This window comes from Vreelandella massiliensis (genome assembly GCF_900155385.1).
Lineage (GTDB): Bacteria > Pseudomonadota > Gammaproteobacteria > Pseudomonadales > Halomonadaceae > Vreelandella > Vreelandella massiliensis.
The window spans coordinates 858,852-878,012 of record NZ_LT699745.1 but is presented as its reverse complement, the minus strand read 5'-3'; the positions used below and the strand labels follow the sequence as shown (position 1 = coordinate 878,012).

Genomic DNA, 19,161 nt, shown 5'->3' with positions numbered 1-19,161 from the left:
GATGATGAAACCGCTAGATGCCCCACCCGCTTAGGCGCGTGGGGTTTTTGTTTGCCGGACATTGATTGCCGCTACCCGGTTTCAAAAGGCACTTCTAGCGCTTTGCCCATCCGCGCCATGAAGGCGATGCACGCCTCAAGCTCGCTTTTCTCGATGTACTCATCCGGCTGATGCGCCTGCGCGATACTTCCAGGCCCCAAAATAAGGGTTTCAAGCCCTTGGCGCTGGAACTGACCGGCTTCGGTGGCATACGCCACGGCGTGGTCGCAGCAAGCGCCCGGCAGGTGGTCTTTGGTCAACCGCAGCACGCGTGCGTTATCGCGGTTGGCAAGCCCCGGCACGGTGACATTGAGCGCCTCGGTGGTGATCTCGACCGCTTTGCCGCGCGCTTCTAGCTCGGCTTTTAAGCGCTCCGCATAGGCGTGAACGCGGGCATAGACTTCATCGAACGTATCGGTGGGGAGATGACGGATCTCCCACTCGAACTGACACTCGCGGGCCATGATATTGATCGCCGTGCCGCCCTGTATCTTGCCCACGTGCAGGCTGGTATGCGGCACGTTAAACGCCGTGTCCACACGCCCCTCTTCCACCAGCGCCGCCATGGTGTCTTCGATAAAAGTGATCAGCCTTGCCGCCATGTGAATCGCCGAGGTGCCCTGATAGACCTGGCTGCTGTGCGCCTCGCGGCCGATGACGGTGGTGCGCAGGTTGGTCGCGCCTTTTTGTGCCACCACCGGCTGCATGCTCGTCGGCTCGCCCACGATCACATGCGCCGTGGTGGAGTGGTGCTGGTAAAAGCGACGAATTAAATCCGGCGCGCCAACGCAGCCGATCTCCTCATCGTAGGAGAACCCCAAATAGATCGGCTGCGCCAAGGGCGCTTTTACCCACTCGGGCACCATCGCCAGCGCGCAGGCGATAAAGCCTTTCATATCGCAACTGCCTCGGCCGTAGAGCCGACCATCACCGCCGTCGCGCAGAATGAAAGGGTCGGACGACCACGGCTGCCCCGCGACCGGCACCACATCGGTATGGCCGGAAAGCATCACCCCACCCGATGCCTTTGGGCCGATCCGGGCGATCAGGTTGGCTTTCTGCCCGCACGGGCTCATCACCCGCTCGCTCGCCACGCCGTAATCGGCAAGGTAGGCTTCGATAAACTCAATCAGGTCCAAATTGGAGCGACTTGAGGTGGTGTCAAAAGCAACCAATTTACCCAGCAGTGTCACAGCATCTTCGTGCATAAAAACATCGTTCATGGAATGGCTGGCTCCCCGCATTACCCTGGCTCGTTAGGTAAAAAAACATTAACGAAACCCTACCACTCACCTACGCCCACGCCTACTACGCTATAAACAGCCCCAAGTCACCTTAACCACCGTTCACAAGGAGCGTCGCCGTGAAACACCTTTTTCTTCTTCGCCACGCCAAATCAAGCTGGGAAGATCCGTCGCTTGCCGATGATGAGCGCCCTCTTAGCCCGCACGGTGAACTGCAAGCGAGTGCCGTCGCCGCCGGACTGCAGCGTCGCGGCGCCTTCGCCGGCACGGTCTACGCAAGCCCGGCGGTGCGCGCGCAACAGACCCTTTCAAACCTGAGTCACTCACTGCCGGGGTTGGCGCTTAAAAGCCGCGCGCGTAACGCGCCCGCGCTTTACAACTTTGACGCCAAAGCGCTCATTAACTGGCTTGTTCACGCCAACCCCAGCGCGGAGAGCGTTACGCTTATCGGCCACAACCCCGCCCTTGAGCAACTGGCGCAGCGGCTCATCGCCGACGCACCCGATTCCCTGCCGACGCTGGGCATGCTGCATATCGCGCTGCCCATCGATAGCTGGAAGGAGGTGGAGGGCCTAGAAAAAGGCGGCGAGCTGAGCGATAGCCTCACGCCAGTGGACGCAAGCTATGCGCTTTTTAAGCGCACCTTGGCCGGTCAGCCGAAACTCAAAAACAAGATAAAAAACAAGACACTGCCCAAGCGTCTGCCCACCATGCTGCAACACCGTTACGGCCTGGTACGCGCCCTGGAGCCTGGCGTGATCGCGGGGGAAGACCCAGAGTTTCTGCACCAGTACCGGGTCAACCTGCGTCGCAGCCGCGCCGTGGTGGAAGCCATCAAAGCGACCACGCCGGTGCCCAAGTTGAAAAAAGCGCTCAAGCGCATCAAAAAGCGCGCCCAAGCCACCAGCGAGTTACGCGACCTTGACGTGTTTTTGCAGGATATTAGCGACACCCCCGAGCTCCCCCACCTGGGTGCCGCGCTTCGCCGCTGGCTGCGCGATGAAGCGCGGAAGCGTCAACAAACCCTTTGCGAGGCGCTGACAAGCGAAGCCTACGAGGAGGACATGCAGCGCTGGCGGGCGCTGATCGAGAGCGATGCTTTCAAGCAAGCGCTCAAGGGGCTAAAACCCAAACAGATCCACCAGGTGCTCAAGGCGCGCATCACAGATCACGATACGCAGCTTGCCAACCTTAGCGCCGACTCCCCCGACGCGGCGCTGCATGAGCTGCGCAAAAGCGTCAAACGCATACGCTATCTGGCCGAACTCATGCCCGAGCGACACAGCGACTTGCTCAAGCGCTTAAAGCCGCGCCAGAAACTGCTCGGCGATTATCAAGACCGCGCCGTACAGCTTACCTGGCTCGCTGCCTTCGCCCATAAGCAGACGCTACCGGACGATGTCGCGCAAGAGTTCCACACCTGGCGGCAAACCTTGATCGCGCGTCAGCAGCATCGGCGCGAGCAGATCTACCAGCTGGCGCCGCTCGGGCAATAAGCGGGAGCCTTACCAGGGCAGCGTCTCGCCGTTGCTGTGCCAGAAGCCGCCGGTGTTGTCGAGATTGAGCGCCTCGATACGCGCGGCAATACCCGCGGCGGCTTCTTCCGGGGCGATCAAACCGCCATAGTTGACCATGCGCGTTTGCACAAAGCCGGGGTGCAGCTGCGCCACGGCGATCCCCTCTGGCTTGAGATCCATCGCCAACGATTTGCCGAAAGCGTTAAGCGCGGCTTTCGAGGCACGGTAACCGTAGCGCCCGCCGGAGTCGTTATCGGCAATCGACCCCATGCGGCTGGTGATGTTGGCGATCTTGCTGCCCTTGGCCAAATTCGGCAGCAACGCCTCGCATACCCGCAGGGGCGCGTAGGCGTTGATCTCCATCTGCTCGCGGATGGTGTCGAAATTGATCTCCCCGAGGGACTCGTCGCGCAAAAGCCCCGCGTTATTGATCAGCACGCCAAGCGTGACGCCTTCGAGTTCGCGGGCGAGGCGCGCCACGTCTTCCGACTGGGTGACATCGATACCCTCAATCACGCGCTCGGCCACCGCCTTGAGCTCATCCGAGCTTTGGCGACACACGCCAATCACACCCCAGCCCGCTTGATGGTAGTGCTCGGCCAGTGCCAAACCCACACCGCGATTCGCGCCGGTAATCAGTACCTTGTTGGTCATGTTCTGCCCTCATTGACGTAAAATTCACACACTTCAGGGTAGAGGGGCAAAGCACGTTTGCCAACGCAGCGATTAGGGCGCGCGCCAGTCGAGGCGCTCCCACCGCTCGCAACGGGCGATTTCCGCTAACACCGGGTCGGGGTTGACCGCGACCGGGCGGTTCACCCTGTTAAGCAGCGGCAAATCATTTTGCGAATCAGAATAGAAGCTCATGTGGTGGACGTCCCACGCCTGCTGCTCTAACCAGGCGTTCAGGCGCGCCACTTTACCCCCGCGATAGGAGAGCACCCCCGTTGTCGCCCCGGTAAAGCGGTCAGCGTCAAGCGCGGGTTCGGTGGCGATCACCGCATCAACCTCTAGCATGGCGGCAATGGGCGCCACCAGGTGCCGCGACGAGGCCGAGATCAGCATCAAATACTCCCCGTGGCGACGGTGCTGATCGAGCAGCGCCCTGCCTTGCGCGAATAGCCGCGGCGCGATGCAAGCAGCCACAAAGCGTTGCACTTCAGTGGCGACCTCGTCGGTGTGGCGGCCGATCAACGGCGATAGCGTCAGCGCCAGATACGTTTCCAGCCGCAAGCGCCCCTCATGGTATGCCGCATTCATGGCCCGAGTGCGCCCCAGATAGTCCACCGGATCCTCGACCCAGCCGCGATCGGCCATCCAGGTGTTCCAAAGCGCACTACAGTCGCCATCCAGCAGCGTGTCATCGAGGTCAAACAGGGCAAGACGCATGGTGATCTCCTTCGGCGTCAATACTTTCAGCGCCGCAGTGTGGGCGCTGGGCATGACAGACGTATGAAACGTCCCGGCGACCAGCGCATAAAGCCGCTGACGGTCACGCTTTTTTCATCGCTTCGTCACGTCTTCGTCGCGCCAGTGTCATCTCGGCCGGCCAGGGTAGGTGGGTGTCTCGCCCATTGCCCTCTGTTTTGGAGCCTTTTCGCCATGCTGTTAAAACGTACCCTGCTCAATAGCGCTATTGCTGGTCTTTTTGCCACCGCAAGCATTGCCGCCAGCGCCGATCTCTCTTCGCGTTACAGCGATAACGATGGCGACATGATCGCCGACATTCCCGCTGAAAAAGCGCAGCAGGTCGACCCCGATACGCTGATTTTCGCCTACACGCCGGTGGAAGACCCGGCCGTTTACGCCGAGGTGTGGGCCGATTTCCTCGACCACTTAAGCGATACCACGGGCAAAGACGTGCGGTTCTTCCCGGTGCAATCCAACGCTGCCCAGCAAGAAGCGCTGCGCGCCGGCCGCCTTCACGTCGCGGGGTTTAATACCGGTGGTGTGCCGGTGGCGGTGAACTGCGGCGGCTTCCGCCCGTTCACCATCATGGCCGGCGAGGACGGCAGCTTCGGCTACGAGATGGAGATCATTACCTATCCCGGCAGTGACATCCGCTCGGTGGAGGATATTGAAGGGCGCGAACTGGCCTTTACCTCGCCGACATCCAACTCCGGCTTTCGCGCGCCTTCTGCGCTTTTGCGCTCGGATTACGGCCTGGAAGCCGACGAGGATTTCGACACCGCCTATTCGGGCTCGCACGACAACTCAATTTTGGGCGTGATCAATCAAGACTACGAAGCAGCCGCCGTGGCGAACTCGGTGCTTAACCGTATGCTCGCCCGCGACGTCATCGCCGAGGAGGATTACACCACGATCTACACCTCGGAAACCTTCCCCACCACCGCTTACGGCACGGCGCACAACTTAACGCCGGCGCTTCAGGAGAAGATCCAAGACGCGTTTTTCAGCTACGAGTGGGAAGGCACCGCCCTTGAGGCCGAGTTCTCCAACTCAGGTGAGGCGCAATTTATCCCGATCACCTACGAAAAGCACTGGAACGTCATCCGCACCATCGCCGATGCCAACGGCGTGACCTACGACTGCGATTAAGCGTCACTGACGCGCTTCTACCGGCCAGAAGAGCCCTCTTCTGGCCGTTATGCTATGTAACGAGGTAGACCATGCTCACCCTAAACGGCGTTGGAAAGCGCTACTCCACCGGGGATCGCGCCCTCAACAACATCGAACTCACCCTGCCCAATGGCCAGGTAATGGCGCTGATTGGCCCATCGGGTGCAGGCAAGAGCACGCTAATTCGCTGCGTCAACCGCCTGGTGGAACCCAGTGAAGGCAACATCCGGTTGGACGGTATGGAGCTGACGTCGCTGTCAGGCCAGAAACTGCGTCAGGCACGGCGCGCCATGGGGATGATTTTCCAGGAGTACGCGCTGGTTGATCGTCTCTCGGTCATGGAAAACGTCCTCTCCGGCCGGCTCGGCTACGTGGGGTTCTGGCGCAGCTTTGCGCGTCGCTATCCGCAAGAGGCGGTGGCGGAGGCATTTCGTCTGCTGGAGCGGGTAGGCCTGGCCCACGCGATGGATAAACGCGCCGATGCGCTCTCTGGCGGACAGCGTCAACGCGTGGGAATCGCCCGTGCGCTGCTGCAAAGTCCGAAACTGCTGCTGGTCGACGAACCCACGGCAAGCCTTGACCCGAAAACCTCGCGCCAGATCATGCGTTTGATCCGCGAGCTGTGCGCCGAACGCGGGCTGGCGGCGATTATCAATATTCACGATGTCGCGCTCGCGCAGCAGTTTGCCGACCGCATCGTTGGCCTGCGCGCCGGCGAGATCGTCTTTGATGGCCCGCCGAGCGAATTAACCGCCGAGATGTTGACCACCATTTATGGCGAGGAGGAGTGGGATACCACACCCGAGCCCCTTGCGTCGGAAACGGAAAACGTCCCCTCCTCGGCGGTAACCCCCCGCCAAGCGGTTAACAACGTGCCGCCCCTGGCCGCGGGAGGTGCCTTGTGAGCGCAACGCCCTCCGAGCGGCGCCACCGTTTGGCGCAACAGGGAAGGTGGCGCCGCCTACCGCTGATTCGAAGCACCGGGCTGCGCGGGGGGCTCTCCTTAGCGCTGGCGCTTTACCTGGTAGTGGCCTTCGCTTCGATTGAGGTGGATTGGGACCGCGTGGCCGAAGGCGCCAGCCGCGGAGCGAATTTTCTCGCCGCTTTCATGCAGCCGGATGTTATCAGCCGCTGGGATGACATTCTCGCCGGGCTTTTGGAGAGTTTGACCATGACGGTCACCTCCACGGTGCTCGGCATCGCGCTGGCGGTGCCGGTGGGGTTGGGCGCGGCGCGCAATATTGCGCCCCTCCCGGTTTACGCCCTCTGCCGCAGCATCATCGCCGTTTCCCGCACCTTCCAAGAGGTCATCATCGCGATTTTGTTTGTGGTGATGTTCGGCTTCGGTCCGCTGGCGGGGATGATCACGCTGGCGTTTGCCACCATCGGCTTTATGGCCAAGCTACTCGCCGAGGATATCGAAGATTTGGACTGGCGCCAGGTCGAGGCCATTCGGGCAACCGGCGCGGGCTGGTGGCAAACCCTCAACCATGCGGTGCAGCCGCAGGTCATGCCGCGTTTGATCGGACTTTCCCTGTACCGGCTGGATATCAATTTCCGCGAATCGGCGGTGATCGGCATCGTCGGCGCGGGCGGCATCGGCGCCACGCTCAACACCTCCATCAGCCGCTACGAGTACGACACCTCAGCGGCGATCTTGCTGATTATCATCGCTATCGTGCTGCTATCGGAATACAGCTCAAGCCACGTCCGCCGGTGGACGCAGTAGCGGCCCGGCAAAGGAGTTTTTATGCCTGTTTCAACCTCTCCCCACGGGCAGCCGCAGTGGCGCCGGCGCACCACCCGTGCCCAGTGGCTTCACTATTTTGCCTGGCTCGCAGGCGCGTGCCTTTTTCTGCTCTGCTGGAAAGTGATTTCCGATAACACCATGTGGGTGTTTGTGGAGGATGCCGGGCGCCAGGGCAGCGACTTAATTCGCCGCATGCTGCCGCCGGAGTGGGGCTATGCCGCTCAGCTATGGAAGCCCATGTGGGACACCCTCAATATCGCCACGCTCGGCACGGCAATGGGCATTGCGCTGGCGTTTCCGGTGGCGTTTCTTGCCGCGCGCAATACCTCGCCGCATCCGCTGGTGCGCAGTGTCGCACTAACGGTGATCGTCTCCTCGCGCTCGATTAACTCGCTGATCTGGGCCATGCTGCTGGTCACTATTTTAGGCCCCGGGGTGCTGGCCGGCATGATCGCGATTGCGCTGCGCTCGATTGGCTTTGTGGGCAAGCTTCTGTACGAAGCGATCGAGGAGATCCACCCCACGCCGGTCGAGGCCATTAGCGCCACCGGCGCCAGCCGTATGCAGGTGATGAGCTACGGCGTACTGCCGCAGGTACTGCCCGCCTTTGCCGGTATCAGCGTCTACCGCTGGGATATCAATATCCGCGAATCCACCGTGTTGGGGCTGGTGGGTGCAGGCGGCATCGGCTTGCAACTTAACGCCTCGATTAACAGCCTGGCCTGGGATCAAGTGAGCGTCATCTTCGTGATGATCTTTGCCACGGTGCTCGCCTCCGAGTGGGTATCCGCCAAAGTACGCCACGCGATCATTTAACGGCTCGCCACGTCATCACTTCTTCACCTGCCTGTCGCCGCACTGTCATCGCCGCGCGCCAAGATAAGCCCATATGAAACGTAGGAGTGGCTTCGCGATGCGGCTATGTATGGTCAGTGAAACCTGGGCGCCGGAGATTAACGGCGTGGCGCATACGCTGCGCCGTTTAAGCCATGAGCTGACACGTTTAGGCGTCACGGTTGACCTTATTCGCCCACGGCCGCAACGCGCCACCCCCGGTGGTAATACCGGGGCGATTGATACCGAGTTACACGCTCTGCGCCTGCCGCTGCCCGGCTATCGCGATGTGCAAATCGGCCTGGCAACGCCGGCGCGCATGCGCCGCTTCTTTCTCGACCAGCGCCCGGACGTGGTCTATTTGGCCACGCAAGGACCGCTGGGCTGGGCCGCGCGCCAGGCTGCGTTGCAGCTCCATATCCCCCTTTTGGCCGGCTGGCACACCCATTTCGATCACTACTGCCACCACTATGGCCTGGGCTTTTTAGCCGCGACGACACGCCGCTATCTACGCTATTTTCACAACGGCTGCGCGCTGACGCTGGTGCCCACCCAGGCCCAGGCGGACGCGTTGCGCGGCGACGGCATCGATAACGTTCAGGTGCTGTCGCGCGGTATCGAGGGGGATAAATTCTCCCCGGCGCGACGCGATGCCAATTTGCGCCGCTCATGGGGCGTGAGCGAGCACCAGCCGGTCGCCCTGTACGTGGGCCGCCTGGCGGCGGAAAAAAACCTGCCGCTTTTGCAAGAAACCTTTCACGCCATGCGCGGCGTGCGCCCGGATATGGCCCAGGTGATTGTCGGCGATGGCCCGGCGCGCGCGCAGTTGCAAAAAGCGCTGCCCGATGCCCACTTCACCGGTTTTCTGCCCTCTGAGGCCCTTAGGCACCACTATGCCAGCGCCGACCTTTTTATCTTTCCCTCGCTATCGGAAACCTGGGGCAACGTGGTCACCGAAGCCATGGCCAGCGGTTTGGCCGTGGTGGCCTACCAACACGCGGCCAGCGCCGAGCTGATTCAAAGTGGCTGCAACGGTCTGGCCATTGCGCCGGGGGATAGTGAAGCGTTTCGCCAAGCGGCGGTATCGCTTTGTCAACGTCCCGCCGATTACGCCCGTTTTGGCCGCTTAGCGCGACTACGCGCGCTTGAGCAGAGCTGGTCGGGCATTGCCCAGCAACTTTATCGCTACTGTCACCAAGCCCAGGAGACTTATCATGCGCCCTCGCCCTCTTGCCGTATTTGATCGTCTTGATTTGCTCGAATGGCAGTTCTGTCAGCGTGTGACGCGCTACTCGCTCTATCGGCCCTGGCGGCTGACACTGCAAATCGCCAGTCGGCTCGGCGACTGGCCCGCTTGGGTGGCGCTGATGGCGGCGCTGCCGCTAATGCTGCCTGACGGCGGAATGCGCCTGGTGCAGTATACGCTCACCGCACTGATCGCCATTGGGGTATACCGCTTTGTAAAAACGCGGCTGTGCCGTGAGCGCCCCTTTATCACCTACCGTAATGGTATTCAGTGCAGCGAACCGGCCCGGGACCGCTACAGTTTTCCCAGCGGCCACACCCTGCACGCGGTGATGTTTTGCGTCTTGGTGGCGGCGCACATGCCGTGGCTTTTGCCAATAGTGATGCCGCTAGCGCTGCTGATCGCCATCTCGCGCGTGGGATTGGGTCTGCACTATGTCAGTGATGTCGTCGCCGGTGGCGCCATGGGCTACGGTTTTGCCCTGTTAAGCCTAGCGTTTTGGGGCTGATGCTTGCTTGGCAATTGAGGATAGAAGGCGCTACTGTAATTTGGTTGCCACTATTTGATTGCCACTCTTCGATTAACATTAGCAAGCGGAACGTATCATGATCACGGTATACCTCTCCCACGGGTTGGAAAGCGGCCCCGGGGCACTGAAAATGCAGGCGCTTAAAGGCATTGTGGAAGAGCTCGACGACTGCGAGCCGGTGGTGATGGATTACCGCGACATGCCCGAGCCGCAAGCCCGGCTTGACCACCTTCAGCAAACGCTGAATGCCCGCGGTGATAACCCCGCCGCTTGCGTGATGGCGGGCTCTAGCCTCGGCGGCTGGCTCAGCGCCATGATCAGCGCCGAGCACCCAAGCCTGGGCTGCTTTTTGATCGCGCCCGCCATTGGCCTGGCCGGCTACCCTGAGACCTCCCCCACGCTGCAGGCGCGCGACACGCATATCATCCACGGCTGGCGGGATGACATTGTCCCGCCGGGGCCGGTGATCGAGTTTGCCCAGCGCCAGCGGCTATCGTTACGCCTGATCGACGACGACCACCGCCTGCACGCCAGCTTGGCGCTTATTTTGACCGACTTTGAGTACTTCTTACGGCGCTGCTTGGCACGACAAGGCGATTAGCATTAGACAAGGGCAAGCAAAACCTCTACAAATAGTATACACACCGACGTGTATACCGCAGAGGAGATCACCCATGTTGGGTCTATTCAAGCGCGATCCTAAGAAGAAACTGCAGCAAGCGTACGAACGCAAACTCCAGCAAGCGATGGAGGCGTCGCGCAACGGCGACATGCGCGCCAACGCCACCCTGACCGAAGAGGCGGAAGCCCTGCTTGCCGAGATCAAAAAACTCGAGGCCCGCTAATTCCCAAGAGCACTCGCCCCAAGAGAACCCAACAGGACGTTGCCATGCCCACACGCCGCGCTCACACTGCTGCCTTCACGCTGCTGGCGCTGAGTCTTGCATCCAGCGCTACCGCCAGCGACTGCGACCCGTCTGCGTTCTCCTCGGACACGTTACCGCCGGGGACATGGTGGCAAGCGGGCGTTAGCGTTTCAGCCCCGCAACTGCTGTCACAAGCGGCGCGCCAAGACGTAGTGTTACTAGGTGAGCGCCATGACCGCGTGGATCACCACCGCTGGCAGCTGCATACGCTGGCGGGGCTTGCCGCGCACCGCGAGGCGCTGGTCATCGGGTTGGAGATGCTGCCGCGCGAGGCCCAGCCTGCCTTGGACGCTTGGGTCGCGGGGGAGCTTAACGAGGAGGAATTTCTAACCGAGAGCGACTGGCACAATGCCTGGGGTATCGACCCCGCGCTTTACTGGCCCATTTTGCACTTTGCGCGCATGGAGCAGATTCCGCTGATCGCGCTCAACGTTCGCCCGACACTGCGCCGGGAGCTTGCCGCGGAAGGCTTCGATGCCGTGCCCGCGGACGACCGCCACCACATTCCCGCCCCGGCAGCCCCCACCACCGCCTACCGCGAGCGGCTGCAAGCGGTCTTTGAATCCCACCCGATGGGCGAAAACGATCATACGCCGAGCGACGTTGCGTTTGAGCGCTTTCTCAATGCCCAGCTCACCTGGGATGTGGCGATGGCAAGTGCCCTCGCCGATGCCGCACAAGAGGACGTGCTGGCCGTGGGGTTGATGGGCGTCGGGCACTTAGGCGATGGCGTGCCGCACCAGCTAGATGCCCTGGGCGTCGACGAGGTTTTCACGTTGATGCCCGTCACCCCCGAGCCGTGCGAGCCGCTGAACCCCACGCGCGCCGACGCGCTCTATCTTTTAGAGCACCCTACCCCTTAGCCCCTTAGCCAATGCCCTCGCCACTAGCCGTTGCACACGCGGTTACGCCCGCTCTCTTTGGCGTGATAAAGGCGCTCATCGGCTACCTTCAGCGTTGCCTCGCTGGCCTGCGGCGCGTCGGGGCAGGCCACGCCGATACTGGTCGTCACCGGCACGGGGTTGCCATCGTGGTCAAACAGCGTCGCCCCCTCGACCGTCTCGCGAATGCGCTCCGCCACGAGGGCCGCGTTCTCCGCGTCAGCGCCGAGCAGCACCACCACAAACTCCTCCCCGCCGTAGCGGGCGACGAAATCCCCGGCGCGCACCTGCAGCGCAATCAGCCGGGCGAACTCGCGCAGCACTTTATCGCCCACCGAGTGGCCGTGGGTGTCGTTGACGCGTTTGAAGTGATCAATATCCAGCATGAGCAGGGCATACGGCACCGGCTTGCCTGTTCGCGCCTCTTCCCGCTCGATCTCGGCCAGGCGCCGCTCCAACGCCCCGCGGTTTAACAACCCCGTGAGCGCATCGTGGGTGGCCTGGCGGTACAGGCGCAGCAACAGGCTGAGCTGAAAATGGTTGGCGGTCAGCGCGACGACCAGCAGCGTGGCCAATAGCCACTGCGCTTCAAGCCCGGCGGGGGTGAGCCAGCTACCGTTAACGTGTTGGGCGAAGACCAACAAAGCCTGCAACAAAAGCCCGGCCAGCAGCGACTCCAGCAGCGTGAACGGAAAGACACTTAACGCCGCGACGAGCAAAAAGGGGATAAAGTTGTAACCCACCAGCGCTTGATTGGCGTCGTGGGGCACAACGCTCAGCACCAGGGCATAAAAAAGCGCGGGCAGCGCGATCAACGCGCCGGCGCTAAAGCGGATTCGGCGAATATTCTCTTCACTGCGCCATGCCCACCACACCACCCCGGCAAAACCAAGCATCATGATCACGCGCCCGGCCAGGGTGTACCGCTGCACGGCTTGCGGCAGCATTAACGCGTCAATCAATAGCCACAAGGGCGAGAGAAGCAAAAAGATAAACCCCACGGCCATCACGCGGCTACGCAGATAGTGGCCATGGGCGAAGACAAAATCGCGGCTATGGTGACGGGTGGTTAACGTATCGCTTAAGGCACTCATGGTACTAGCGACCCACGACGTTTCGGCTGGCTTGGCAACACTCGGGTCGCGACGACGTTCTAAGCGCGTTGGCATAGCATTGGGCTCTTTTTATCATTGACGTACAGGGAGCGAATAAGAGCCTAACGCTAACGCGCTTTTACTAGGAGCGTCATGACATACATCATGCCCACATGCCGGCGACCCGCATCGCGGCCCGATTAGCCCTCGTCGGCCAGTGCCGGCAGCAGCGTTTTTAATTTCCGCGTGAGCGTATTGCGCCCCCAGCCCAGAAGCTCCGCCGCCTCGCCCTTGCGCCCGCCGGTATGCTTGAGCGCCGTCTCGATCAGAATGCGCTCGAAATCCGGCACCGCCTCTTCGAGCAGGTGCGTATGGCCCTCCGCCAACGCGTGGTCGGCCCATTCGCGAAAGGCGCTGCGCCAATCACCCAACGTCGCGCCCTCGGCGGGGCTCACTTCAAGAAGCTCAGGCGGTAGGTCTTCCACCAAAATTTCGCGCCCCGAGGCCATCACCGTCAGCCAGCGGCAGATATTTTCTAGCTGGCGCACGTTGCCCGGCCACGGCAGCCGGGTTAAGTGCGCTTCGGCTTCGGGGGTGAGGACTTTGACATCGGTGGAGAGCTCTTTGGCCGCCTCGGCCAGAAAGTGGCGCGTCAGCCGGGGAATATCCTCGCGCCGCTCGGAAAGCCGCGGCAGGTGTATGCGAATCACGTTGAGGCGGTGAAACAGATCCTCGCGGAAACGCCCGTCGTCCACCAGCGACTCCAGGTTTTGGTGGGTCGCGGCGATGATGCGTACATCCACCCGCACCGGCGTATGGCCGCCCACGCGGTAAAACTCGCCGTCCGCTAATACCCGCAAAAGGCGCGTTTGCGCCTCTGCGGGCATATCGCCAATCTCATCGAGAAACAGCGTGCCGCCGTTGGACTGCTCAAAGCGCCCCTGGCGCTGCGCGGTCGCCCCGGTAAAGGCGCCTTTTTCGTGGCCAAAGAGCTCGGACTCGATCAAATCCCGTGGAATGGCCGCCATGTTCAGGGCGATAAACGGCTTACCCGCACGCGGGCTGTGCTGGTGCAGCGCCTGCGCCACGCGCTCTTTCCCCGTGCCCGACTCGCCGTTAATCAGCACCGTGATATGCGAATGCGACAGCCGCCCGATGGCGCGGAACACCTCCTGCATCGCCGGGGCCTCGCCAATGATCTCGGCGTTGAGCCCTTCGGGGGCGGTAATCGGCCGCTGGCGTTCGCGGGCATGCGCCACCGCCCGGCGCACCAGCGCCAGCGCTTCATCCACGTCGAACGGCTTGGGTAGGTACTCAAACGCGCCGCCTTGGTAGGAGGCCACGGCGCTGTCTAAGTCCGAGTGCGCGGTCATCACGATCACCGGCAGGTCCGGGTGCGCCTCACGGATGCGCGCCATCAGATCCAGCCCGTCGATACCAGGCATGCGGATATCGGTCACCAGCACATCGGGCGGGTCCTCGATCAAACGCTCTAGCGCGGTGTCGGCGCGCTCAATGCACTCGACATCGAGGTCCGGTTGGGCCAGGGCACGCTCTAATACCCAGCGGATGGCCCGGTCATCATCGACAATCACCACGCGGGCAACGTCGTTACGGCTTGACTCAGTCATCGCGTGTCTCCGATGAATCAACAAACAAGGGAATCAATAGACGGAATTCGGTGTGGCCGGGGTACGATTCGCACTCGATCAACCCCTGGTGCTGATGCAGGATCGACTGCGCGATCGAAAGCCCCAGCCCGCTGCCTTCGGCGCGCCCGGAGACCATGGGGTAAAACAGCGTCTCCTGCAGCGATTCGGGAATACCCGGGCCGTTATCGATAATGCCGACCTCGCTGACCAAGCGGTGACGCTCCGCCCCCAGCGTAAACTGACGCTTGGCGCGGGTACGCAGTATCAACGTCGGCGAGGCGGTACGGGCATCCGTCATCGCCTGCACGGCATTACGCGCCACGTTCAACACCGCCTGAATCATCTGTGCTTCATCACCGAAGAGATCCGGCAGACTCGGGTCGTAGTCGCGGATAATCTCCACCTGGGGATGCTCGGCGATCAACAGCGAGCGCACCCGCTCAAGCACCTTATGGATATTCACCGACTCGTGTTTGACGATGTGGTTGGGGCCAAGCATTGAGTCGACCAAGTCTTTTAGCCGGTCGACCTCTTCGACGATAATACGCGTGAACTCCTTCAGCGACGGGTCATCCAGGTCGCGCTCTAACAGCTGCGCGGCGCCGCGAATCCCGCCGAGGGGGTTTTTCACCTCATGGGCCAGCCCACGCGCGAGCACTTTAATCGTCTCTTGGCGGGTGGTGAGCGCCTCCTCGCGGGAGATCTGCATCAACCGGTCGCGCGGCTCCACTTCCAACAAAAGCTCATCGGCGGAGAGCGGTGTCACCGTGTAATCCACCGTTAACGGCTCACCGTTAAGCGGCATGATGCGCGCTTCGCGCTGGGTGTAGGGGTGGAAAGCGTCGCGGGCTTTGGCCAGCACGCTATCGATGCTATCCCCCACTCCCGCGCCACCGCCGAGCAGCGCATCGAGACTGGTGCCCTGAACTCGGCTCATACTCACGGCCAAAAGCGCTTCCGCTGCCGGATTCATCCAGCGCACGGTAAGCTTTCCGTCCAATAACAGCACCGCGGTGGTGAGATGTTCGAGTAATCGCTGATACATGGCGTGTCCCGGGCGTTCAAAAATGGCCTTTGCCACGCCTAGATAAGCGTCATGGCAAAAACAGTGACAAGAGCTATGGCAAAAAACTATTTCTAAGCACTAGTGCAAAAACTGCCGCTAAAACTGCTGCAAAAAGCACGCCAGCTTTTGCTAAACGATGTTAAGTGAGCCACAACTGCACGCTAAGCGCGCACGGCGCGATGGCGCTCGCTCATTCACAGCGCAATAACGACAAGATAAGCGGTCCTCATTGCACCAATATAGTGCACTAAGGGTCGATATGCAGATGCACTGACGGTGTTTGATGGCGGACTTGCCCTTGGCTATCGAGCAACTCCGCCTGCACCTGATGGGTGCCCTCGGGTAAGTTCGCCAGCCAGAATGCCTCGCTATGCAGCGCCGACTGACTTACCTCCCCGTTGACGCGCAAGCGTACCTGATGGTCATCGTGCAGCCGCGGGCTTATTGACAGTTCTACCGCAGTGGTTCCGCTCGCCAAACGCGCGTTGTCGCCGGGCTTTTCGATCACAAAGCGGTCGTAGGGCATAAAGGGCCGACCTGGGGCACTTTTGGGGGAAGGCGCCGCCGATGCTTCAGGTGCCGCGCCGCGCGAAGAGGAGACGTTCGGCAAGGGGGCGATCTCCACCCTCTCCCCGCCGCTTGCGGCATTGTCGGTAAACGTCACGCGCCCCTGCTCATCCACCACACGATAGACGGTCTGCGCCGCCAGCGGTGTCGCCAGCAGTGCGACGAACAGCAAAAGCCCTATTGTGTTAGCGCGGGTGTATCGCATGATGATCTCTCCAAAATGCAGAAACCCCGCCAAGGCGGGGTTTCTGATACCGTCTCACCTCCGGTGAGAGATAGGACAAGCCGTGCTTAGCAGCTCGTACTTAGCAGCTGTAGTACATATCGAACTCAAGCGGGTGCGTGGCCAGGCGTAGGCGATCCACGTCTTCCATCTTCAGCTCGATGTAAGCATCGATCATTTCGTCGGAGAACACGCCGCCTTCGGTCAAGAAAGCGCGATCGGCATCGAGTGCCTCAAGCGCCTGATCCAGGCTGTGCGCCACGGTCGGCACGGCTTTGCCCTCTTCCGGCGGCAGATCGTAGAGGTTTTTATCCATCGCATCGCCCGGATGGATCTTGTTCTTGATGCCGTCGATACCCGCCATCAACATTGCCGCGAAGCACAGGTACGGGTTAGCGGTCGGATCGGGGAAGCGCAGCTCGACACGCTTGCCTTTCGGGCTAGCGGTATACGGGATACGGATCGACGCCGAGCGGTTACGCGCGCTGTAGGCGAGCATGACCGGCGCTTCAAAGCCCGGCACCAGACGCTTGTACGAGTTGGTCGAGGCGTTGGCGAAGGCGTTCAGCGCGCGAGCGTGCTTGATCACACCGCCGATGTAATACAGCGCCATTTCCGACAGACCGGCGTACTCATCACCCGCGAACTGGTTTTGGCCATCCTTCCAGAACGACTGGTGCACGTGCATGCCCGAGCCGTTATCGCCCACGACCGGCTTCGGCATGAAGGTCGCGGTCTTGCCGTAAGCATGCGCCACGTTGTGGATCACATACTTCATTTCCTGCACTTCGTCAGCCTTTTTCACCAGCGTATTGAACTTAACGCCGATTTCGTTCTGGCCGGCGTTCGCCACTTCGTGGTGGTGAACTTCGACGGACTGACCGATGGCTTCCAGGGTGTTACACATCGCGGCACGCATATCGTGGAAGCTATCCACCGGCGGTACCGGGAAGTAGCCGCCTTTCACGCGCGGACGGTGACCCAAGTTGCCGCCTTCGACCTGACGATCGGTCGACCAAGCGCCCTCTTCCGAGGAGATTTTGTACATGGAGCCTTCGATATCGGACTTCCAATGCACCTCGTCAAAGATGAAGAATTCCGGCTCCGGACCGAAGAAGGCAGTATCGCCCAGGCCAGTGGACTGCAGATACGCCTCTGCACGCTTAGCGATGGAGCGCGGATCGCGATCGTAGCCCTGCATGGTGGCCGGCTCGATGATGTCGCAGCGCAGCACCAGGGTGGCGTCTTCGGTGAAGGGGTCGAGATAGGCGGTGCCGTCTTCCGGGCGCAGGATCATGTCAGACTCGTTGATCCCCTTCCAGCCGTTGATGGAAGAGCCATCAAACATCTGGCCGTTTTCAAAAAACTCTTCATCCACATCGCGCGCCGGGATGGTGACGTGCTGCTCTTTACCGCGGGTGTCGGTAAAGCGTAGGTCGACCCACTTAATGTCGTTCTCTTCAATCAGTGCGAGCGTCTTGGCTGACATGGTGTCCTCCGGTGTAAGCGTAACTTGCGTTTCTGCGCGCCAGGATTTGCCCAACAAGCTGTAAAGCAAAGACGTGGCGCAAAGGATAAATCGGCTACTGTTTTAGCATGTCAAAGCAGTACTGCCTACGTCACTAGCCGCTGACATTAACAATGCAGAGAGCATGCCAACTCTGCACCACAAAAGAAAATAAAATCACAAGCACCTGATTTTAATAGTTTTAATATCAACAATACGTGCGCCTTTATGTTGCACCCCATCAATAGCCCAGCGATCACCCACCGGCAAGCTCTCATATTGCACCAAAATAGATCAACGCCGCATCTTTTCGCACCAATTTAGCGCAACTCATCCATACGCGTTGATTAAACACGATAAAAATCATGTTGATGCAAAAACAAACCGCAAGCTACAATAAATTACAAACACATGCCCTCATGTTGGCAGTCAACAGCATGAGCGCCATAACCACGTAGCGGTAGAGCGCCTTTGAGAGGATAAAGTGATGAGATCTGTTTGCTTTATCCTTGATGCTCTGGTGACGGGGGCTCAGCTGCCACGCCATTTAGTGAGCATACGCTCGCCTCAAGCTGAAATGGCAGACGCTCCCGTTGTGATAACCACGCTGCAACCCGATCTCCGTCTAATGCGGCTGCAAAAACGTTACCACTCACAATCGCTGGTAACGCCCACGCTTTCGCTTGGAGCACGCCTTAACTATGCCGTCGACAGACTCAACGCCGAATGGGTGATTATCGCCCTGCAGAAAAGCCCCATTCCCCCTGAAGCATGGGTGGCGTTAAACGCAAAGCTCAACGTTTACCTCATTGATGCCGTGCTGATTGGGCTGCCAACCCCTGCACTCCCCAAACGCTTGCTGCAGCGCTTTGTCGCCGCTGTTCAAGCGCATCCGCCCTATCTCGCCATTCGCCGGGGGTGGCTTGAGCAACTTGGCGGCTTTGATCCAGAGCTCGACGACGAAGCGATCAGGGATATTATCCATCGGCTCAACGTCTGCCCTACCCGTTGGGATGCCATCAGTTTCCAGCACCTCAACGCCACCAGCCAAAGCCCTCCCTTTCATGCGCAGGAGAACGTCGCCCCGTCCAAGCCCGCCAAAAGCTAGGGCGACCAGGCACCGAAAGCCCCTACCTCAATGCGCTACACTTCATGCGCCAGTCGTTAACGCAGGAGAAAGGCTATGCACCGCCACATTGAGTGGGACGACCCGGGTAAGCAAAGCGTCCTAGCAAACTTTGCCAACGATCCAGACGCTCGTGTAGAGACAGGGCCGGGCGATATTCTCTCCGCCCGCTATCAACGGCACGTGATACGCGTAAAAGTGGAAGCCTACCGCAAGGACGACGCGGTGAGCATCGGCAAAGTCGTTGCGATTATCAATCCGCAAGGCCAACGACTTGAGCACGTCAGCAAGCTCACCCTCGGCGACTACGTCCGCCTGCCCGACGAAAAACGCGCCTTTGAGCCCCAGTTTGAGGATGAGGAGGAAAAGGATTAACGGTG

At 60.6% G+C, this 19,161-nt stretch carries 20 protein-coding genes; 12 read left to right on the top strand and 8 right to left on the bottom strand.

Annotated features, from left to right (window positions below; genetic code table 11):
* Positions 1-71: 71 nt before the first annotated feature.
* On the bottom strand, positions 72-1,262 hold the full coding sequence (argE, locus tag BQ9846_RS08765) for an acetylornithine deacetylase (RefSeq protein ID WP_235818943.1): 1,191 nt from the start codon (positions 1,260-1,262) through the stop codon (positions 72-74).
* A 140-nt stretch (positions 1,263-1,402) separates the two neighbouring features.
* On the opposite strand from argE, the gene BQ9846_RS08760 reads away from it, so the two are divergent.
* Positions 1,403-2,779, top strand: a complete 1,377-nt coding sequence (locus BQ9846_RS08760; RefSeq protein ID WP_075880625.1) for a CHAD domain-containing protein — start codon at positions 1,403-1,405, stop codon at positions 2,777-2,779.
* Between the two features lie 9 nt (positions 2,780-2,788).
* On the opposite strand, the gene BQ9846_RS08755 is transcribed toward BQ9846_RS08760, so the two are convergent.
* Both BQ9846_RS08755 and BQ9846_RS08750 read right to left on the bottom strand, forming a co-directional pair.
* Positions 2,789-3,454, bottom strand: a complete 666-nt coding sequence (locus BQ9846_RS08755; RefSeq protein WP_075880624.1) for an SDR family oxidoreductase — start codon at positions 3,452-3,454, stop codon at positions 2,789-2,791.
* A 72-nt stretch (positions 3,455-3,526) separates the two neighbouring features.
* On the bottom strand, positions 3,527-4,189 hold the full coding sequence (locus BQ9846_RS08750; RefSeq protein WP_075880623.1) for an HAD family hydrolase: 663 nt from the start codon (positions 4,187-4,189) through the stop codon (positions 3,527-3,529).
* Between the two features lie 213 nt (positions 4,190-4,402).
* Here BQ9846_RS08750 and phnD point away from each other — a divergent pair, with 213 nt between their 5' ends.
* The 9 genes from phnD (at position 4,403) to BQ9846_RS08710 (ending at position 11,528) form a co-directional block, all read left to right on the top strand.
* Entirely contained in the window at positions 4,403-5,359 is a 957-nt protein-coding gene (gene phnD / locus BQ9846_RS08745; RefSeq protein ID WP_075880622.1) for a phosphate/phosphite/phosphonate ABC transporter substrate-binding protein, read from the top strand.
* A gap of 71 nt (positions 5,360-5,430) precedes the next feature.
* A complete protein-coding gene (phnC, locus tag BQ9846_RS08740) occupies positions 5,431-6,285 on the top strand; it encodes a phosphonate ABC transporter ATP-binding protein (protein WP_075880621.1) in 855 nt (284 codons plus the stop codon).
* Positions 6,282-7,109 (top strand): phosphonate ABC transporter, permease protein PhnE, encoded by an 828-nt coding sequence (phnE, locus tag BQ9846_RS08735; RefSeq protein WP_075880620.1) that lies wholly within the window; start codon positions 6,282-6,284, stop codon positions 7,107-7,109. Before phnC ends, phnE (BQ9846_RS08735) begins: the two co-directional genes overlap by 4 nt.
* Before the next feature lie 21 nt (positions 7,110-7,130).
* Positions 7,131-7,946, top strand: coding sequence for a phosphonate ABC transporter, permease protein PhnE (phnE, locus tag BQ9846_RS08730; RefSeq protein WP_075880619.1), 816 nt, complete (start codon positions 7,131-7,133; stop codon positions 7,944-7,946).
* Positions 7,947-8,043: 97 nt separating this feature from the next.
* The gene (locus BQ9846_RS08725) at positions 8,044-9,207 is read left to right on the top strand and encodes a glycosyltransferase family 4 protein (protein ID WP_075880618.1); all 1,164 of its coding nucleotides are present in this window, start codon (positions 8,044-8,046) and stop codon (positions 9,205-9,207) included.
* Positions 9,179-9,718, top strand: coding sequence for a phosphatase PAP2 family protein (locus BQ9846_RS08720; RefSeq protein WP_075880617.1), 540 nt, complete (start codon positions 9,179-9,181; stop codon positions 9,716-9,718). Before BQ9846_RS08725 ends, BQ9846_RS08720 begins: the two co-directional genes overlap by 29 nt.
* Before the next feature lie 97 nt (positions 9,719-9,815).
* A complete protein-coding gene (locus BQ9846_RS08715) occupies positions 9,816-10,340 on the top strand; it encodes a YqiA/YcfP family alpha/beta fold hydrolase (RefSeq protein WP_075880616.1) in 525 nt (174 codons plus the stop codon).
* Positions 10,341-10,413: 73 nt separating this feature from the next.
* Positions 10,414-10,584, top strand: a complete 171-nt coding sequence (locus BQ9846_RS16545; RefSeq protein WP_144049403.1) for a DUF6435 family protein — start codon at positions 10,414-10,416, stop codon at positions 10,582-10,584.
* Positions 10,585-10,628: 44 nt separating this feature from the next.
* On the top strand, positions 10,629-11,528 hold the full coding sequence (locus BQ9846_RS08710; protein ID WP_075880615.1) for a ChaN family lipoprotein: 900 nt from the start codon (positions 10,629-10,631) through the stop codon (positions 11,526-11,528).
* 23 nt (positions 11,529-11,551) lie between these two features.
* On the opposite strand, the gene BQ9846_RS08705 is transcribed toward BQ9846_RS08710, so the two are convergent.
* The 5 genes from BQ9846_RS08705 to glnA all read right to left on the bottom strand — a co-directional run bounded on the left by BQ9846_RS08705 (position 11,552) and on the right by glnA (position 17,637).
* Complete coding sequence (locus BQ9846_RS08705) at positions 11,552-12,715, bottom strand: GGDEF domain-containing protein (RefSeq protein ID WP_083651533.1); 1,164 nt, start codon at positions 12,713-12,715, stop codon at positions 11,552-11,554.
* Positions 12,716-12,840: 125 nt separating this feature from the next.
* On the bottom strand, positions 12,841-14,271 hold the full coding sequence (gene ntrC, locus BQ9846_RS08700; protein WP_075880614.1) for a nitrogen regulation protein NR(I): 1,431 nt from the start codon (positions 14,269-14,271) through the stop codon (positions 12,841-12,843).
* Entirely contained in the window at positions 14,264-15,337 is a 1,074-nt protein-coding gene (gene glnL, locus BQ9846_RS08695) for a nitrogen regulation protein NR(II) (RefSeq protein WP_075880613.1), read from the bottom strand. The genes ntrC and glnL overlap by 8 nt, the downstream gene beginning before the upstream one ends.
* A gap of 268 nt (positions 15,338-15,605) precedes the next feature.
* Positions 15,606-16,130: a DUF4124 domain-containing protein gene (locus tag BQ9846_RS08690; RefSeq protein ID WP_075880612.1), complete on the bottom strand. Its 525-nt coding sequence runs from the start codon at positions 16,128-16,130 to the stop codon at positions 15,606-15,608.
* A gap of 100 nt (positions 16,131-16,230) precedes the next feature.
* Positions 16,231-17,637 carry a glutamate--ammonia ligase gene (glnA, locus tag BQ9846_RS08685; RefSeq protein ID WP_075880611.1) on the bottom strand — a complete coding sequence of 469 codons (1,407 nt, stop codon included), beginning with the start codon at positions 17,635-17,637 and terminating at the stop codon, positions 16,231-16,233.
* A gap of 505 nt (positions 17,638-18,142) precedes the next feature.
* On the opposite strand from glnA, the gene BQ9846_RS08680 reads away from it, so the two are divergent.
* Entirely contained in the window at positions 18,143-18,763 is a 621-nt protein-coding gene (locus tag BQ9846_RS08680) for a hypothetical protein (RefSeq protein ID WP_075880610.1), read from the top strand.
* A 75-nt stretch (positions 18,764-18,838) separates the two neighbouring features.
* The gene (locus BQ9846_RS08675; RefSeq protein ID WP_075880609.1) at positions 18,839-19,156 is read left to right on the top strand and encodes a hypothetical protein; all 318 of its coding nucleotides are present in this window, start codon (positions 18,839-18,841) and stop codon (positions 19,154-19,156) included.
* Positions 19,157-19,161 lie beyond the last annotated feature (5 nt).

Bases quoted from the DNA above. Each gene is read 5' to 3' on its own strand.
- argE (WP_235818943.1), bottom strand. From the start codon at position 1,262: ATGAACGATGTTTTTATGCACGAAGATGCTGTGACACTGCTGGGTAAA.
- BQ9846_RS08755 (WP_075880624.1), bottom strand. From the start codon at position 3,454: ATGACCAACAAGGTACTGATTACCGGCGCGAATCGCGGTGTGGGTTTG.
- BQ9846_RS08750 (WP_075880623.1), bottom strand. From the start codon at position 4,189: ATGCGTCTTGCCCTGTTTGACCTCGATGACACGCTGCTGGATGGCGAC.
- phnD (WP_075880622.1), top strand. From the start codon at position 4,403: ATGCTGTTAAAACGTACCCTGCTCAATAGCGCTATTGCTGGTCTTTTT.
- phnC (WP_075880621.1), top strand. From the start codon at position 5,431: ATGCTCACCCTAAACGGCGTTGGAAAGCGCTACTCCACCGGGGATCGC.
- phnE (WP_075880619.1), top strand. From the start codon at position 7,131: ATGCCTGTTTCAACCTCTCCCCACGGGCAGCCGCAGTGGCGCCGGCGC.
- BQ9846_RS08725 (WP_075880618.1), top strand. From the start codon at position 8,044: ATGCGGCTATGTATGGTCAGTGAAACCTGGGCGCCGGAGATTAACGGC.
- BQ9846_RS08720 (WP_075880617.1), top strand. From the start codon at position 9,179: ATGCGCCCTCGCCCTCTTGCCGTATTTGATCGTCTTGATTTGCTCGAA.
- BQ9846_RS08715 (WP_075880616.1), top strand. From the start codon at position 9,816: ATGATCACGGTATACCTCTCCCACGGGTTGGAAAGCGGCCCCGGGGCA.
- BQ9846_RS16545 (WP_144049403.1), top strand. From the start codon at position 10,414: ATGTTGGGTCTATTCAAGCGCGATCCTAAGAAGAAACTGCAGCAAGCG.
- BQ9846_RS08710 (WP_075880615.1), top strand. From the start codon at position 10,629: ATGCCCACACGCCGCGCTCACACTGCTGCCTTCACGCTGCTGGCGCTG.
- BQ9846_RS08705 (WP_083651533.1), bottom strand. From the start codon at position 12,715: ATGCCAACGCGCTTAGAACGTCGTCGCGACCCGAGTGTTGCCAAGCCA.
- ntrC (WP_075880614.1), bottom strand. From the start codon at position 14,271: ATGACTGAGTCAAGCCGTAACGACGTTGCCCGCGTGGTGATTGTCGAT.
- glnL (WP_075880613.1), bottom strand. From the start codon at position 15,337: ATGTATCAGCGATTACTCGAACATCTCACCACCGCGGTGCTGTTATTG.
- BQ9846_RS08690 (WP_075880612.1), bottom strand. From the start codon at position 16,130: ATGCGATACACCCGCGCTAACACAATAGGGCTTTTGCTGTTCGTCGCA.
- glnA (WP_075880611.1), bottom strand. From the start codon at position 17,637: ATGTCAGCCAAGACGCTCGCACTGATTGAAGAGAACGACATTAAGTGG.
- BQ9846_RS08680 (WP_075880610.1), top strand. From the start codon at position 18,143: ATGAGATCTGTTTGCTTTATCCTTGATGCTCTGGTGACGGGGGCTCAG.
- BQ9846_RS08675 (WP_075880609.1), top strand. From the start codon at position 18,839: ATGCACCGCCACATTGAGTGGGACGACCCGGGTAAGCAAAGCGTCCTA.